The organism is Empedobacter sp. R132-2 (genome assembly GCF_030324375.1).
Classification (GTDB): Bacteria; Bacteroidota; Bacteroidia; order Flavobacteriales; family Weeksellaceae; genus Empedobacter; species Empedobacter falsenii_B.
The window spans coordinates 20017-36223 of sequence record NZ_JACAGG010000004.1 but is presented as its reverse complement, the minus strand read 5'-3'; the positions used below and the strand labels follow the sequence as shown (position 1 = coordinate 36223).

At 33.2% G+C, this 16207-nt stretch carries 12 protein-coding genes; 7 read left to right on the top strand and 5 right to left on the bottom strand.

The features are described from left to right. Positions 1 to 22: 22 nt before the first annotated feature. The 3 genes from rpoC (at position 23) to HXZ69_RS03890 (ending at position 6148) form a co-directional block, all read left to right on the top strand. Positions 23 to 4300 (top strand): DNA-directed RNA polymerase subunit beta', encoded by a 4278-nt coding sequence (rpoC, locus tag HXZ69_RS03900; RefSeq protein ID WP_125349433.1) that lies wholly within the window; start codon positions 23 to 25, stop codon positions 4298 to 4300. Continuing rightward, positions 4300 to 4593: a DUF3467 domain-containing protein gene (locus HXZ69_RS03895; RefSeq protein ID WP_038331074.1), complete on the top strand. Its 294-nt coding sequence runs from the start codon at positions 4300 to 4302 to the stop codon at positions 4591 to 4593. The genes rpoC and HXZ69_RS03895 overlap by 1 nt, the downstream gene beginning before the upstream one ends. 235 nt (positions 4594 to 4828) lie before the next feature. Then, positions 4829 to 6148, top strand: a complete 1320-nt coding sequence (locus tag HXZ69_RS03890; RefSeq protein WP_286495074.1) for a dihydrolipoamide acetyltransferase family protein — start codon at positions 4829 to 4831, stop codon at positions 6146 to 6148. Between the two features lie 40 nt (positions 6149 to 6188). On the opposite strand, the gene HXZ69_RS03885 is transcribed toward HXZ69_RS03890, so the two are convergent. Continuing rightward, positions 6189 to 6764, bottom strand: a complete 576-nt coding sequence (locus HXZ69_RS03885; RefSeq protein WP_286495072.1) for a DUF3575 domain-containing protein — start codon at positions 6762 to 6764, stop codon at positions 6189 to 6191. Between the two features lie 100 nt (positions 6765 to 6864). Between HXZ69_RS03885 and HXZ69_RS03880 the strand changes: the two genes are divergently transcribed. Further along, positions 6865 to 7380 carry a hypothetical protein gene (locus HXZ69_RS03880; protein WP_286495070.1) on the top strand — a complete coding sequence of 172 codons (516 nt, stop codon included), beginning with the start codon at positions 6865 to 6867 and terminating at the stop codon, positions 7378 to 7380. On the opposite strand, the gene HXZ69_RS03875 is transcribed toward HXZ69_RS03880, so the two are convergent. The 3 genes from HXZ69_RS03875 to HXZ69_RS03865 all read right to left on the bottom strand — a co-directional run bounded on the left by HXZ69_RS03875 (position 7352) and on the right by HXZ69_RS03865 (position 9982). Further along, a complete protein-coding gene (locus tag HXZ69_RS03875; protein ID WP_286495068.1) occupies positions 7352 to 7834 on the bottom strand; it encodes a hypothetical protein in 483 nt (160 codons plus the stop codon). The two genes, HXZ69_RS03880 and HXZ69_RS03875, sit on opposite strands and share 29 nt — an antisense overlap. A gap of 67 nt (positions 7835 to 7901) precedes the next feature. Beyond that, positions 7902 to 8201: a hypothetical protein gene (locus tag HXZ69_RS03870; RefSeq protein ID WP_286495066.1), complete on the bottom strand. Its 300-nt coding sequence runs from the start codon at positions 8199 to 8201 to the stop codon at positions 7902 to 7904. Between the two features lie 263 nt (positions 8202 to 8464). Next, complete coding sequence (locus HXZ69_RS03865; protein WP_286495064.1) at positions 8465 to 9982, bottom strand: Do family serine endopeptidase; 1518 nt, start codon at positions 9980 to 9982, stop codon at positions 8465 to 8467. Between the two features lie 163 nt (positions 9983 to 10145). On the opposite strand from HXZ69_RS03865, the gene dapF reads away from it, so the two are divergent. From dapF to HXZ69_RS03850, 3 genes are read left to right on the top strand one after another with little or no spacing between them, the layout of a single operon-like run. After that, positions 10146 to 10922 carry a diaminopimelate epimerase gene (gene dapF / locus HXZ69_RS03860; protein ID WP_125349427.1) on the top strand — a complete coding sequence of 259 codons (777 nt, stop codon included), beginning with the start codon at positions 10146 to 10148 and terminating at the stop codon, positions 10920 to 10922. Positions 10923 to 10931: 9 nt separating this feature from the next. After that, on the top strand, positions 10932 to 11954 hold the full coding sequence (gene mltG, locus HXZ69_RS03855; protein ID WP_125349426.1) for an endolytic transglycosylase MltG: 1023 nt from the start codon (positions 10932 to 10934) through the stop codon (positions 11952 to 11954). Between the two features lie 29 nt (positions 11955 to 11983). Further along, positions 11984 to 13384 (top strand): FAD-binding oxidoreductase, encoded by a 1401-nt coding sequence (locus tag HXZ69_RS03850; RefSeq protein ID WP_286495063.1) that lies wholly within the window; start codon positions 11984 to 11986, stop codon positions 13382 to 13384. Between the two features lie 46 nt (positions 13385 to 13430). On the opposite strand, the gene HXZ69_RS03845 is transcribed toward HXZ69_RS03850, so the two are convergent. Continuing rightward, positions 13431 to 16178 carry a TonB-dependent receptor gene (locus HXZ69_RS03845; protein WP_286495062.1) on the bottom strand — a complete coding sequence of 916 codons (2748 nt, stop codon included), beginning with the start codon at positions 16176 to 16178 and terminating at the stop codon, positions 13431 to 13433. Between the last annotated feature and the right edge of the window lie 29 nt (positions 16179 to 16207).

The following is a 16207-nucleotide window of genomic DNA, read 5'->3' as shown; positions in this document are numbered from 1 at the left end:
TAATTGTTAGATACATTTCTATATGTCAACAAAAAATAAAACAAGTCAATTCTCAAAAATCCGTATCGGGTTAGCTTCTCCAGAATCGATTCTTCAAGAATCTAAAGGTGAAGTTTTAAAACCTGAAACGATTAACTATAGAACGCACAAACCAGAGCGTGACGGGTTATTCTGTGAGCGTATCTTTGGACCTGTAAAAGATTACGAATGTGCCTGCGGAAAATATAAAAGAATCCGTTATAAAGGTATCGTTTGTGACCGTTGTGGGGTTGAAGTTACTGAAAAGAAAGTTCGTCGTGAGCGTATTGGACACATCAATCTTGTTGTGCCAATTGCACATATTTGGTATTTCCGTTCATTACCAAACAAAATTGGTTACATCTTAGGATTACCATCTAAGAAATTAGACATGGTAATTTACTATGAAAGATATGTAGTGATTCAACCAGGTATCGCAAAAGGACCAGAAGGTGAAGAATTAAATAGATTAGATTTCTTATCAGAAGAAGAGTATTTAGATATCTTAGAAACTCTTCCAATCGAGAATCAATATCTAGAAGATACAGATCCTAATAAATTCGTTGCGAAAATGGGTGCTGAAGCATTAGAAGACCTATTATCTCGTATCAATTTAGATGAGTTATCTTACGAATTAAGACACAAAGCACACAACGAAACTTCTAAACAACGTCGTACAGAAGCGTTAAAACGTTTACAAGTTGTTGAGTCGTTACGTGAGTCAAATATGCACCACGTAAACCGTCCAGAATGGATGGTAATGCGCGTTATTCCGGTTATTCCACCAGAATTACGTCCGTTAGTTCCATTAGATGGTGGTCGTTTTGCAACATCAGATTTAAATGATTTATATCGTCGTGTAATTATCCGTAACAATCGTTTGAAACGATTAATGGAAATCAAAGCGCCAGAAGTAATCTTACGTAATGAAAAACGTATGTTACAAGAAGCGGTTGATTCATTATTTGATAACACGCGTAAAGCATCTGCTGTAAAAGCTGATGGTAACCGTCCGTTAAAATCATTATCTGATTCATTAAAAGGTAAACAAGGTCGTTTCCGTCAAAACTTATTAGGTAAACGTGTAGATTATTCTGCTCGTTCTGTAATTGTTGTTGGACCAACACTTAAATTACACGAATGTGGTTTACCAAAAGATATGGCAGCTGAATTATACAAACCATTCGTAGTTCGTAAATTAATCGAGCGTGGAATTGTAAAAACAGTTAAATCGGCTAAGAAAATTATCGATAGAAAAGAGCCAGTTGTTTGGGATATTTTAGAAAATGTAATCAAAGGTCATCCAGTTTTATTAAACCGTGCCCCTACGTTACACCGTTTAGGTATCCAAGCATTCCAACCGAAATTAATCGAAGGTAAAGCAATTCGTTTACACCCATTAGTGTGTACTGCCTTCAATGCCGATTTCGATGGTGACCAGATGGCTGTTCACTTACCATTAGGACCAGAAGCTGTTTTAGAAGCACAATTATTAATGTTGGCTTCTCAAAATATTTTGAATCCTGCAAATGGATCTCCAATTACTGTACCTTCTCAGGATATGGTTTTAGGTCTTTACTACATGACGAAAATTCGTCGTACAGACCACCAATTTACAGTAAAAGGTGAAGGATTAACTTTCTATTCAGATGAAGAAGTTCAAATTGCATACAACGAAGGAGCTGTTGACTTAAACGCGCCAATTCGTGTAAAAGGAACAATTCGTGTAGGAGAGGAGTTAGTAGAAAATCAATTAATCGAAACTTCAGTAGGACGTGTGTTATTTAACCAAATCGTTCCGAAACAAGTAGGTTATATTAATGAAGTATTAACGAAAAAATCGTTACGCACAATTATTAATAAAATTATCAAGATTACAGATTTCCCTACGACGGCTGCTTTCTTAGATGATATGAAACAATTAGGATACCGTAATGCCTTCGAGGGTGGTTTATCATTCTCATTAGGAGATATCTTAATCCCAGAACAAAAGAAAGACCTTATCTCAGGTGCGATCAACCAAGTTGAGAACATTAAGATGAACTATAACATGGGTCTTATTACAAATAACGAACGTTACAACCAAGTTATTGATGTTTGGACAACAACAAACGCAACTTTAACAGAAATTGTAATGAAACGTATGACAGAAGATCAACAAGGATTTAACTCTGTATTCATGATGCTTGATTCTGGAGCTCGTGGATCTAAAGAGCAAATTCGTCAGTTATCAGGTATGCGTGGATTGATGGCTAAACCTCAAAAAGCTGGTTCTACTGGTGGGGATATCATCGAAAACCCAATTATCTCTAACTTCCGTGAAGGTCTGTCTATCTTAGAGTACTTTATTTCTTCGCACGGTGCGCGTAAAGGTCTTGCGGATACTGCCTTAAAAACTGCCGATGCTGGATACTTGACTCGTCGTTTAGTTGACGTTGCACAAGACGTTATCGTAATGCACGAAGATTGTGGTACATTAAGAGGTTTAGAAGTATCTGCACTTAAGAAAAAAGAAGAAATCATCGAAAGTTTATCTTCTCGTGTATTAGGTCGTACTTCATTAAATGATATTTACAACCCAGATAATGGTGAATTAATCATTTCTGCTGGTAACATTATTACAGAAGATATTGGTGATGCCTTAGAAGCAGCTGGTATTGAAAATGTAGAAGTTCGTTCTCCATTAACATGTGAAGCGAAAACTGGAATTTGTGCTAAATGTTACGGACGCAACTTAGCTACAGGTAAAGGTGTTCAGAAAGGTGAATCAGTTGGTGTAGTTGCTGCGCAATCTATTGGTGAGCCTGGTACACAGTTAACATTACGTACTTTCCACGTTGGGGGTACTGCGGGTAACGTTTCTGAGCAAAATACAATTAATGCTAAAGTTGATGGTACAGTTGAGTTTGATGACTTACGTACTGTTGAATCGACAGATGATGCAGGTAACAAAGTAGATACAGTTGTTTCTCGTTCTACAGAGATGAAAGTAATTGACGATTTAGGAAACGTTCGTCAACAAACTAACATCGCTTATGGTACTATCTTATCTGTCAAAAACGGAGCTAAAGTTCAAAAAGGTCAAGAGATTGCAAGTTGGGACCCTTATAACGGGGTAATCATCGCAGAATCTACTGGTAAAATCGAATACGAACAATTAGAGCAAGGGGTAACTTTCCAAATTGAAATCGATGAGCAAACAGGATTCCAAGAAAAAGTTATTTCTGAATCACGTAATAAAAAATTAGTTCCAGCGTTAAGAGTTATCACGATTGATGGTGAAGAAAAAACATATAACTTACCAGTAGGTGCACACTTAATGGTAAATGATGGTGAAAAAATTAATGCAGGTAAAATCTTAGTTAAGATCCCTCGTAAGTCAGCTAAATCTGGCGATATTACAGGAGGTTTACCTCGTATTACAGAGTTGTTAGAGGCTCGTAATCCATCTAACCCATCAGTTGTTTGTGAAATGGATGGAGTTGTATCTTTCGGTAAAATAAAACGTGGTAACCGCGAAATCATCGTTGAATCTAAAAATGGTGAAATCCGTCGTTACTTAGTTAAATTATCAGCACAGATCTTAGTTCAAGAAAATGACTTCGTTCGTGCAGGTGAGCCTTTATCAGATGGAGCAATTACACCAGAAGATATTTTAAGAATCTTAGGGCCGACAGCGGTTCAAGAATACTTAGTAAACGAGATTCAAGATGTATACCGTTTACAAGGGGTAAAAATCGATGACAAACACTTCGAAATTATCGTACGTCAAATGTTACGTAAAGTTCGTATTGTAGACTCAGGAGATTCAAGATTCTTAGAAGATAGTTTAGAGCACAAAGACGATTTCATGCAAGAAAACGATCGTTTATTTGGAATGAAAGTCGTAGAAGATGCTGGTGATTCTGACACATTAAGTCCAGGACAAATCATCACAGTTCGCGAATTACGTGACGAAAACTCTAAATTAAAACGTGAAGACAAAAACTTAGTGACAGCTCGTGAGGCTTTACCTGCAACAGCAGAGGCAGTTTTACAAGGTATTACAAGAGCGTCTTTACAAACTAAATCTTTCATGTCTGCGGCATCGTTCCAGGAAACTACAAAAGTTCTTAACGAAGCAGCTGTAGCTGGTAAAGTAGACGGTTTAGTAGGATTAAAAGAAAACGTTATTGTTGGTCACTTAATTCCTGCCGGAACTGGATTAAAAGAGTATCAAAACATCATCGTAGGATCTAACCGTGAATACGAGGAATTAATAAACGCAAAACAAGAATTATAATGTCAGAAAATCAACAAAACGAAGGATTAAACATTGAGTTAAACGAATTAGTAGCTCAAGGTGTTTATGCTACAGGAGCAATCATCAACCACTCACCATCTGAGTTCGTTGTAGATTTCGTTCAATTTTTACCAGGTGCTAGACCATCAGTAAAATCAAGAATTATTTTGTCTCCATTACAAGCAAAACAATTATCTCAATCGTTAGCAGAAAACGTAACTAACTTTGAGAAAAGCTTTGGTGAAATCAAAGAACCTCAAGTAAACAACGGTACTGCAACTTACGAAGCTTAAGAATCATTCTTAATATTTCAAAAAGTCCCTCAATCTTAGATTGGGGGATTTTTTTATGCAATCAAAACTATCAAATCATTAAAAATAATCTTATAAATGTTAGATCAATTATTAAATTGATAATTATTTATGATATTAATGCGAATAATTTAAAAATAAAATACATTAATCTTTTTAACAGTATTTTTTTGAATCGAAAAAATGTTTAGATTTGTATTTAGCAAATAACACAAGAATGTCTGACTATAAATTAATTCTACCTTCTATGGGAGAAGGTGTAATGGAAGCTACTGTAACAAATTGGATCAAAAATATTGGCGATTCGATTAGTGAAGATGAATCGGTTGTAGAAATCGCAACAGATAAAGTAGATTCTGATGTTCCTTCGCCAGTTGCAGGAGTTTTAAAAGAAATCTTAGTTCCAGTAGACAAAATTGCAAAAGTAGGTGAGCCTATCGCAATTTTGTCTGTTGATAGAGTTGTAGAACAAGCTGATTCGGTAGAAGAAGTAGATACAAATAGCGATCAGGAAATTGCTGATGCAGCAAAATCTATCGAAGCTGAAGTTGCAACAATCAAAACTGAAACGCTTATTACTTCGTCAGATGATAAATTTTATTCTCCTTTAGTAAAATCTATTGCGAAAGAAGAAGGTGTTTCTCAGGCTGAGTTAGATCAAATTTTAGGTTCAGGAAAAGACGGACGTGTAACGAAAGATGATATTTTGGATTTCGTTAAAAATAGAGGAAATCAACCAGCGAAAACAGTTGTTACGACTTCTGTTGCTGCACCAGTTGCTCAACCTCAAGCACCACAAGTGCAATCTGCGCCTATTTCTGTTGGTGAAGGTGATGAAATCATCGAAATGGATAGAATGCGTAAGATTATTGCGCAAAATATGTTACAAGCAAAACAAATTGCTCCGCACGTAACGTCTTTCGTAGAAGTTGATATGACGAATATTGTGTTGTGGAGAGATAAAAATAAAAATGAGTTTCAGAAAAAACATGGTGAGAAAATTACCTTCATGCCAATTTTTATTGAAGCTGTAGCAAAAGCAATTCAAGATTTCCCAATGATTAATATTTCGGTTGATGGAGATAAAATCATCAAAAAGAAAAATATCAATATTGGAATGGCAGCAGCTTTACCAAGTGGAAATTTAATTGTTCCTGTTATCAAAAATGCAGATCAATATAATTTAGCCGGATTAGCTTCTCAAGTTAATGATTTAGCGAATAGAGCTCGTAACAATAAATTGAAACCAGTAGAAATTCAAGGAGGAACATATACAATTACAAATATTGGTTCTTTCGGAAATACATTAGGAACGCCAATTATTCCTCAACCACAAGTAGCTATTTTAGCTGTTGGTGCAATTGTGAAAAAACCTGCTGTTATCGAAACTCCACAAGGAGATATGATTGCAATTCGTCACAAAATGTACTTATCTCATGCTTACGATCACCGCGTTGTGGATGGTGCTTTGGGAGGTATGTTTGTAAAACGTGTTGCCGAATATCTTGAGGCTTTCGATATGAATACGCCTGTGTAAAAAGAGTACAAGAAACATAGATAAAAAAATCCAACTAATTTTAGTTGGATTTTTTTCGTTTAAATTTATATGTAAGCATGACGCCACCTTTGTAAAGTAACCATTCTCCACTTTTATTGAATGATTGCGCAGAATCGTATCGACCAAAATTAGGAGAATCTTCTTTATAATATCCTTTGTAATTTCCTTGTGAATGTCCTCCACCAACAAAAACATCCAATCCCCAATATTCGTTGATTTTTACTTGATAACCAATTGTAGCACCAGTTAAAATTGCTATTCCTCGTTGGTATTTATCAGTGTTCCAATAATTCCATTTTTGAATATCAAAGAAACCAACACCAATATTTGGACCTACATAAAACTTACTAAAAGATTTATCAAAGTAATATCGACCTTCACCAAAAGCCATATACATTTGTAAATGATTTCCTGCAAATGATTTCCAAGGAGAGATAAATCCGTCAGCTTGTAAAGTTATTCTATCTGTTAGTGCATGCTCTACACCAAGATTTATCATTGCAAGAGGCATAGTTAAGGCATTTGCTTTGATTTGTGTTTCGCCTTTTTGAGCAAAGATTGTGGCGGGAAATAATAACCAAATTAATTTATTCATTCGTAATTTTTATCAGTTTGCGAAGCTAAGGTAAAAAAAATGGTTTATTTAGATTTTAATTCAAGCTTTTTTATAACTTTACTTAACATTTAAGTACATTATGGCACCAATCATATCAATCCTAATTATATTTTTGATTTTCGGAATTTTTGTTTCGATATTCTTTGTTATTGCCGTATCTGATGCGAAAGTCAGAGAGAAAAATGAACAACATACACTGAAAAGTTTGCCAAATCAGGTAGATCTAAAGGCTGTTGTACGTTATAATATTGGGCGTCCGCAAGGTAGATTTCTTAAAATGAAATCTTTTCAAGGAAGTGGTGTGTTGTATGCGCAAGGAGAACAATTAATCTTCAAAGATATTTTGGGTAATGAAGATCATATTTTTGATTTGAAAACATGCAAATTATCTTGGGTTGAGAACAAAATAAATGGGATTACAAATGCTTTTAAAGTAGCAGATCACGAAGCTATCATCTTCTTTTATATTGATAAAGGTGTCTTTATTTTTAATGCAATTGAAGAAAATGCGTCGACTTCAGATTTATATATTCGTTTGAAAGAATTGCGTAAAAGTATTAGAAATGCTAAAAAAGCTGAGTCGGCAAGTGAATAGTTAATCCAGCTCGGAAACCGCTCATATCTTTAAAATCCTTATTTTCTCTAAACTCGAAAGAATAGCCAGCATTTAACTCTACAATGCTCAAAACTGCGATACCAGCTTTTGGAGTAATTGTCCACGGAGAAACTTCAGTACGGATAACATAAAAAGCAGAGTTAAAGTTAGAGCTATATGGATCACCAGTATTGTTGCGAAAATTGAACATATATCCAGCTCCAACTTCTGGAATTACACGAAATTTGTCTTTCATATAACCCAAATTAGCATTGGCGCTAAACGTCAAAATATTGTTATTATCTTGTACTAAGAACAAATCTGTTCCAACTTTTCCGTAATTTCCGTTCCAATATTCATAACCAAGATTAATTGTAAAATAATCGGATAAATTTTGTTGTGCTTTCGCTTGAAAACTAATGATAAAAACAAAGATTGCGATGAACTTTTTCATGTGATAAAATTAATGAATTATTTAGCTTTCTCCCAAAAAATAAATTTTCATCATCATTAATGATTTTTTATTTCAAATTGAGAGGTATATTTACTCCAATTGAAAATTGAAAACCTTTGATAGGTTTAAAACTATCTTTTTTATTAATCTTAAAACCATATCCAAAACCAAAATCTACAAAAGAAGCTAATGAAATACCAGCTTTTGGAGTAATTGTATAAGGTGTAAATTCACTTTCTACAAATGGAAAAATATACATCAACTGGCTCGCGGCAACATATCCTGTAATGCCAACTTCAGGAATTACGTGAAAATTATCTCGCATATATCCCATATTAGCATTTGAGTCTAATTTAAAATCAACCATATTATCACCTAAGCCGAAAAGAAAAAATAAACCTGCTTTACCAAAGTTTCCAGATTGATTAGAGTAGCTTAAGGTTGGTCCCCATAGAACTTCTTGTTAATAAGAAAAAGAACTAAACAAAAGAAAGAGTGAAAGAATAATTTTTTTAATAAATATGGGATAGTTTTTCGTTAAACAAATATAATGTAAATATAAATAGCTACAACTTATCTTGTTGTAGCTATTTATAATGATTTATTAAAATTTAAAATCTACTCAAAATTTTAATCCATCGTGAATCCTTTTGTATAGATTCGTCCGTAATAATCTGCAAATTTAATTGACACGCGACCTTTATAATTTTTTAAGATTTTTTCGATATCGTCTTGTGAACTTACATTTTTATCATTGATAGATAAGATAATAAATTCTTCTTGAACACCTGCTGCTGCTAATTTTCCTGCATTATCTAAATGTTTTACCATGACACCATAATTAATTCCGAAACTATCTTTTTGACGTTCTGTTAATGGCTCAAATTCTGCACCAAGAACTTCAGTTGGCGTTAAGTCAGATTTGCTTCTCACTTTAGTGCTTCCTTTAGCATCTTTCAATGTGATGTTGTATGTTTTCTCAGAGTTTCCACGTCTTACAGTAAGTGCAACATTGTCACCAGGACGTTTGCTACCTACGATGAATGATAACGAAGAGAAAGATGTAATTGGTTTTCCATCAACAGCTGTAATGATGTCTCCTTCTTCGATTCCAGAATCAATTGCTGATCCTTTCGCAACCAATTCAGTTACCATTACTCCATTATCGGTTTTAATGTTCTTTTTGAACTGTTTGTTATATTGTTTTACAGCATCTTCATTCGATAAATCAAAACCTTTGATACCTAAATATCCACGTTGTACAATTCCGTACGATTTGATATCCTCAACAACTTTTTTTACCAAGTTTGCAGGAACAGCAAACCCGTAACCAGAATAAGCTCCTGTTGGCGAAGAAATAGCTGTATTAATACCAATTAAATCTCCGTTTGCATTCACCAAAGCACCACCAGAGTTTCCTGGATTAATCGCTGCATCGGTTTGAATAAACGATTCGATTGGTGATTCAGAATTTTTACCTAAAATATTAATGCTACGCCCTTTTGCTGAAACAATACCTGCTGTAACAGTAGAAGTCAATCCAAATGGATTACCAACTGCTAACACCCAATCTCCAACATTAATGGCATCAGAATCGACAAATTTTGTGAATGGTAAACCTTTTTCACTAATTTTCAATAAGGCAATATCTGTACTTGGATCAGTTCCAACTAATTCAGCAATATAACTTTTTTGATTATTCAAAGTCACTTCAATCTTAGAAGCACCTTGTATCACGTGATTATTTGTAACTATATATCCATCTTGAGAAATAATTACACCAGAACCCATTCCGGATGGTTGATCTTGATCTGGTTGCTGTTGTTGTCTTCTTCTTTGTTGTTGTTCTGGTTGACCAAAAAAGAAATCAAAAGGATCAAACATTTGTTGCTGTTGTTGCTGTCTTTGATTCGAATAATTTTTGATACTCACAACTGTATGTACAGCTTTATTAGATGCTTGCACAAAGTTTGGCGCATCGTAATTGTAATTTCCTTTATAATCTACAAATTCAAAGTCTCCATTTTTCTGATTACTTGCATTTGTAATAAATGGATTACTTCCATTTTCGTTCATCAAATAAAAACCTCCCATAGTTGTCATAGAGCTCACTAATCCAACTAATAAGTATCCTGTATATTTTTTCATCTTTAATTATATAAGTTTTTAATGTTTTTAGATTAAATCAAATTTAAGACCAAAATTTTAACATTTCAAACCGTTTAACGCATGTTAACACTATATTATAAATCTTTTATAACATTAGTTAAGAGTGACAAAAATGTCTTTACTTTGTTTAAAATTTAAGAAGTTGAAATTAAAATTTTATAAATACCAAGGAGCTGGGAATGATTTTGTCATGATTGATGATCGAGAAAAAACGTTTCCAATCTCTACAGAATTGATTAATAGGCTATGTGATCGTAATTTTGGGATAGGAGCTGATGGTTTGATTTTGTTACAAAATGATGAAAATTCAGACTTCAGAATGGTGTATTTCAATTCGGATGGAAACGAAAGTACAATGTGCGGAAACGGAGGACGTTGTATTATTCGATTTGCAAATGATTTGGATGTGGCTAATGACAAAATGACATTTAATGCGATTGATGGTTTGCATCATGGTATCGTAGATCAAGAAGTTATTCGTTTACAGATGATTGATGTAAATGAAGTAGAAGATCACGACAAATATTTATTTATGAACACAGGTTCGCCGCATCACGTAGAATTTGTGGAAAATGTAAAAGATGTTAATGTTTATAAAAAAGGAAAAGCGATTCGCAATGGAGCGCCCTATTTTGAGAAAGGTTCTAATGTAAATTTTGTTGAAGTAATGCCAGATAAAAGTCTTACGATACGTACATATGAACGTGGAGTTGAGGACGAAACCTTGGCTTGCGGAACAGGAATTACAGCTGCTGCGATTTCTGCTTATGTTAAAAATTTGGTAGACAAAAAAGATATCAAAGTAAAAGCAATGGGAGGAGATTTATCTGTAAATTTTGAAGAAAATAATCATAACTTTGTCAATGTTTGGTTAAATGGACCAGCAGTAAAAGTTTTTGAAGGTGAAATTGAAATTTAATTCAATCCAATGAAAAAATTAAATTTAGTATTAATATTAATCTGTTCATTCGCATTTGTAGGATGTACATTTATAGACGGTTTCAAAGGAAATGCAACCAAAGATGGTTATATCTATATCTCTCGTGGAGCTAAATTTGAGCAAGTTTTAGATTCTTTAAAACCATTTTTGAAGGATGAAAAATTGTTCAAACAATATGCAGAAGATGCAGATTATCCAGCAACGATAAAATCTGGAAAATATAAAATCTCAAGCTCAGATTCTAACCGCGATATTATTGATCGTTTGCAAGGAGGAGAGCAAGAAGAAGTGAAACTTCGTATCAAAAATGAACCAACAATTTACCATTTGGCGGGATCAGTTTCCAAACAAATTGATATGGATTCTATCGAAGTTTTGACAGCTATTCGTGATTTTGTGAAAGAAAAAAACGATACAACGTTAAACGACGAAACGGTAAAGCAATATTTCATTCCAGAAACGTATTTCGTGTATTGGGGATTAACACCAGAAAAGTTTGTGGACAAAATGGTAGCGCAACACGACAAAGTATGGAATGCAGAACGTTTAGCAAAAGCAAAAGCGCTCAACATGACACCTTTACAAGTTACAACATTAGCATCTATTGTTCAATTAGAATCGTCTGATAATATGGATGAACAACAAAAGGTTGCACGAGCATATATGAATCGTTTGGCAAAAGATATGCGTTTAGAAGCCGATCCAACTTCTATTTATGCATATAAAATGGAAAATGGTTGGGATCAAAAAGTGCAACGTGTGTACAAAAAATGGACGTGGTCGTCGAATGCGTACAACACTTATCGTAACAAAGGTTTGCCACCAGCACCAATTTGTTTACCAAATTTAGGAGCAATTGATGCGGTTTTATCACCAGCAAATCACGATTTTATTTTCTTTGTTGCAGATCCTAAAAAACCAGGTTATCACATTTATACCAACGATTATCAGGAACATTTGAAAAATGCTGAGAATTATAGAAACTGGTTAAAAGAGAATAATATCAAATAGTTGTATCTTTAGCTAAACCAATTTTAGCTATGTTACAATCAAATTATACAAAAAGAGAATTCCTAAAACTGCTTGGTACAGGTAGTTTAGGAATTTTTTTTATGTCTTTTTATTCGTTTGATGATTTTTTGGATGATGATTTAATAATCTTGACAAAAGATGATGAAAAGTATGATCAATACAGAAAATCATTCAACAAAAGAATTGAGAAGTTTCCGAAAATTATAGCAGTTTGTAAATCCGAAACTGGAATAAAAAAAGCAATTGCATTAGCAAACGAAAAGAAACTAAAAATTGCAATTCGAAGTGGAGGGCATAGTTTTGAAGGTTTTTCGAATGTTGATAACGGATTGTTGATTCATCTTGGACTGATGAACAAAATTACGTGGTTGCAAGAGAATAAAGTGAAATTACAACCAGCTTGTTTATTGCAGGAAATTTATGCTAATTTTTTACCTAAGAAAAGAATTATTCCAGCTGGATCATGTGGAACTGTGGCTATTGGTGGTTTGACTTTGGGCGGTGGCTATGGTTTTTTTAGCCGAAAATATGGGTTGACCTGTGATAATCTGCTTCGTGTAAAAATGATCGATTACAAAGGAAATACAATCGACTCTGATAAAGATCCCGATTTACTTTGGGCGTGTAAAGGCGGCGGAAATGGAAATTTTGGCGTTGTAACGGAATTACATTTCAAAACTTATCCAGTCCCACAATCTTTCAGCGGATATCGTATGAAGTTTACAAATCTAACATCAGATAAATTTGTCAAATTAATTCGACTTTGGTTCCAAGCAACGGAAAAATTACCTAAAGAAGCTTTTTCTGCTTTTGTGTTGAATGGAAAGTTTTTGACCATTTTATTTACCAATTTTGCAGTAAATCAAACAGATTTTGAGAAAATATTTTCGAGTTTAATTCCATTATCGAATGATTATAAACCGATGAAAAATAGAAATCTGGCTGCTGCGCTCAAAAATTATTATGGCGTAACAGAGCCGATTTATTTCAAAAATTCTTCTGCTGGTTTGTACACAGGAATTGAAGATATTGAGAAAGGTTTGGAAGATATTTTTGCAAAAGTTGTCGCTTCTAAAGGAATGATTTATCAGATAAATACTTTGGGTGGAAAAATCAATGAAGTCAAAGCTTCAGATTCTGCTTATCCACATCGCGATATTAATTATTTGAGCGAGTTACAAGCGTATTGGGATTTGCCTTCGCAAGAAGAAAAGTTGACAAAATCATTTGAAGAAATACAACAATTATTAAGAAATATTGGGAATATAAAACAATACCGAAATTACCCGGATATTAATTTTCCTGATGCAAATAATGCTTATTTCGGAAATAATTTGGCTCGATTGCAGCAATTAAAAAAGAAATATGATCCAAATAATTTGTTTGATTATCCACAAGTGATTAAATAGTAAAAGCCCTTCTATAGAAGGGCTTTTACTATTTAATTCATTTATTTTAGAACTTATATCGTAAACTCACGATAAAATATCTTCCCAAAACATTTTTAGTTGTAGTCGATATGTAGTTATCATTAAATCCATTCGAAACAATTACGTTGTTTCCTAATAAGTTTCCACCTGTAAGAGTTAAATAAGTTTTCTTCGCAATATTATATCGTGCAGAAGCATTCCACTCTTTTGCTGTGTTTATTTCTACTCCATCACGGTATTGTAAACGATAAGAGAAATCGGTCTGAACTAATAATTTACTTGTAGCGGACCAAGCAGCTTCCCCGTATGGACGCCAGTTCGTAAATTTCTGTTCAGATAATGATTGATATTTACTTAGGTTTAAATTAACTCCAGCCTTTAATTCAAATTTCTTTTTGAATGTAAATGAGTTCTCTAAATTATAAGTTTGATTAAAACTTTTATTGTTAACATCCTTCAAATCATCATTTTTAACAACTCCATTTTCATATTCAATATTTCGTGTAATTGTATAATAATTAGAAGTAGAAATATTACCTGTTAATCGTGCATTGTACCATTTAGCAAAACGCTTCCCAATCATGAAATATCCTGAATAAGTTTCTTGGTTATTACCAGAATTAATTAAGGTATTGAATTGATAGTTATTTACAATTGTATCGTTTCCAGAGATGATAAAATCACGGTTTAAAACAGATTGCGTTTGTATACTTTTTTCTTGTAATGTATAACTCAAATTCGCAAAAATATTAAAGAATGTGAATGAGTTAAAATGACTAAAATTAAGACTTGCTGTATGTGTCAAAGCTTGTCTTAAATTTCTATTTCCGTAGAAAATAGATTGATAACTTTGAATGGTGTACGAATCATTAAAATCTTTTGTGTACGGATAGCTATAGCTTTGTGAATAACTTGCGCGAACACTTGTTGCATTGTTGAACTTGTATTGCAAATTCAGGTGAGGTAAAAATTTCGTTTCCGAACGATTTAGTTTTTCACCATCTTGGTATTTCGATTTTTCATTAAAGAACGAAACTCCAGCTCCAGCATCTACTTGAAAGTTTCCTAATTTTTTTGTCAATGTTACATCAGCAAAAGTCTCGTTGTAATCTAAATCTGTATTACTGATTAATGAATTATCATTCATTAATTTCTGAAAATCATAGATTTTATTTTCAAAATCTTGCGTACTAAAATTTGTTCCAACTTTCACTTTAAGGTTAGATGTATTTGTCAACAAGTGATTGTAGATTCCGTATAATTGAACAGTGTTCAAAACAAAGTTTTGATCTTGATTGATATTATATTGATTATTTACTTGAGATAAATTCTTGAACAAATTAAAAGACGAGAACGGATTTGCTGTTGATAAAACATTGTAATCTGGCGTATCTTTTTGATATTGATGACGGAAATATAAACCAACATTATCATCGCGTCCAACTTTACGGATGTAAGATAAAGTTTGTGATAAAGAGTAATTCTTTTGTTCAGAATTTACATTTCTAAAGCTATTTTTTTGATCGTTATAATAGCTATCAACCAATTGTTCGTTTTCGCTATCTAAATAATTAAAGTTTAAGCGATATTTAATTTGTCCTTTATCATTCGGATTATAATCTAAACGCAAACGCGACATTCCCATCAAAATATTGCTCTTATTTTGTTCCTGATCGACAGTTGTATAAGGTGTTTCGATGTTGTTGTAATAACGTTCTGATTTAGAATTGTAACGAATGTTATTTGTATTAAGTAAACCAAACCCAGAGATTTTTAGTTTCTTATTTGGTTCAACACCAAAATGCACAGCACCATTATAGGTATTCATACTCGGCGCATCATTTTTTGTCATTAAGTTTAGATTGTTCGAATTTCCTCTTAATGAATAGATACTTCCTTCAGAATTAAATTCAGAGTACCCACCAAAGAAGCTCATATAATCATCTTGATCAAAAACTTGTTTCCCGAATGTATTAAAATCATTGATTAATGTCCCGTCTGTTTTTTCTGAGAAATAGAAAATCTTTGCTTGTGCATCTGTATGTTTGTCCGCATCTCCACCTAGTGTTACATTACCAAATGCAAGACGTTTCATATCATCTTTTAGTTCGATGTTTAACGAGAATTGTTCGTCATCTTCTTGTAATGAAGAAGCAAAAGGATTTGATTTAAACTTCGTGTTTAATTGTATTTTAGAAACCGCATCCGAAGGTAAATTTTTGTTCAATAATTTTTCGTTACCACCCAAAACTTCACGTCCACCAACTGTTACTTGCGACATTGGTTTACCTTTGTACATTACCTTACCATTCTGAACTTCAATTCCAGGTAATTTTTTAAGGATATCTTCTAATGTTTCCTCATTTCCAACTTTGAAAGAATCTGCATCAAACTCAATTGTATCACCTTTTACTTTGATTGCTTGTTGAGCTTTTACAATTGTTTCTTTTAAGGAAATTTCTTTTCCTTGTTTAAGCTTTATTTTTTTGTTGACATTTTCAGTCAAATCAACATTCTCAACATATGTTTCGTAACCAGCTTGCTCAATTTCGATGTCATATTTTTGTCCACAAGGCAATTTGAATTCAAATTCACCCATATTGCTTGTAAAAACAAAACCTTTTCCTTCGTTTTTACTATCAAAAATAGAGACAGAAGCATCTGTAACAGGAATTCCAGCATCATTTGCAACAGATCCTTTTAATTTACATTCTTGTCCAAATGAGATTTGAGCAGCAGAAGTAAATAAAATTAGATAGAGTAATTTCTTCATATGTATTTTTTAGTTGATGACTCAAAATA

What these genes read in the sequence shown, in the direction of transcription:
- rpoC (WP_125349433.1), top strand. Translation starts at nt 23, where the DNA reads ATGTCAACAAAAAATAAAACAAGTCAATTCTCAAAAATCCGTATCGGG.
- HXZ69_RS03895 (WP_038331074.1), top strand. Translation starts at nt 4,300, where the DNA reads ATGTCAGAAAATCAACAAAACGAAGGATTAAACATTGAGTTAAACGAA.
- HXZ69_RS03890 (WP_286495074.1), top strand. Translation starts at nt 4,829, where the DNA reads ATGTCTGACTATAAATTAATTCTACCTTCTATGGGAGAAGGTGTAATG.
- HXZ69_RS03885 (WP_286495072.1), bottom strand. Translation starts at nt 6,764, where the DNA reads ATGAATAAATTAATTTGGTTATTATTTCCCGCCACAATCTTTGCTCAA.
- HXZ69_RS03880 (WP_286495070.1), top strand. Translation starts at nt 6,865, where the DNA reads ATGGCACCAATCATATCAATCCTAATTATATTTTTGATTTTCGGAATT.
- HXZ69_RS03875 (WP_286495068.1), bottom strand. Translation starts at nt 7,834, where the DNA reads ATGAAAAAGTTCATCGCAATCTTTGTTTTTATCATTAGTTTTCAAGCG.
- HXZ69_RS03870 (WP_286495066.1), bottom strand. Translation starts at nt 8,201, where the DNA reads ATGGTTGATTTTAAATTAGACTCAAATGCTAATATGGGATATATGCGA.
- HXZ69_RS03865 (WP_286495064.1), bottom strand. Translation starts at nt 9,982, where the DNA reads ATGAAAAAATATACAGGATACTTATTAGTTGGATTAGTGAGCTCTATG.
- mltG (WP_125349426.1), top strand. Translation starts at nt 10,932, where the DNA reads ATGAAAAAATTAAATTTAGTATTAATATTAATCTGTTCATTCGCATTT.
- HXZ69_RS03850 (WP_286495063.1), top strand. Translation starts at nt 11,984, where the DNA reads ATGTTACAATCAAATTATACAAAAAGAGAATTCCTAAAACTGCTTGGT.
- HXZ69_RS03845 (WP_286495062.1), bottom strand. Translation starts at nt 16,178, where the DNA reads ATGAAGAAATTACTCTATCTAATTTTATTTACTTCTGCTGCTCAAATC.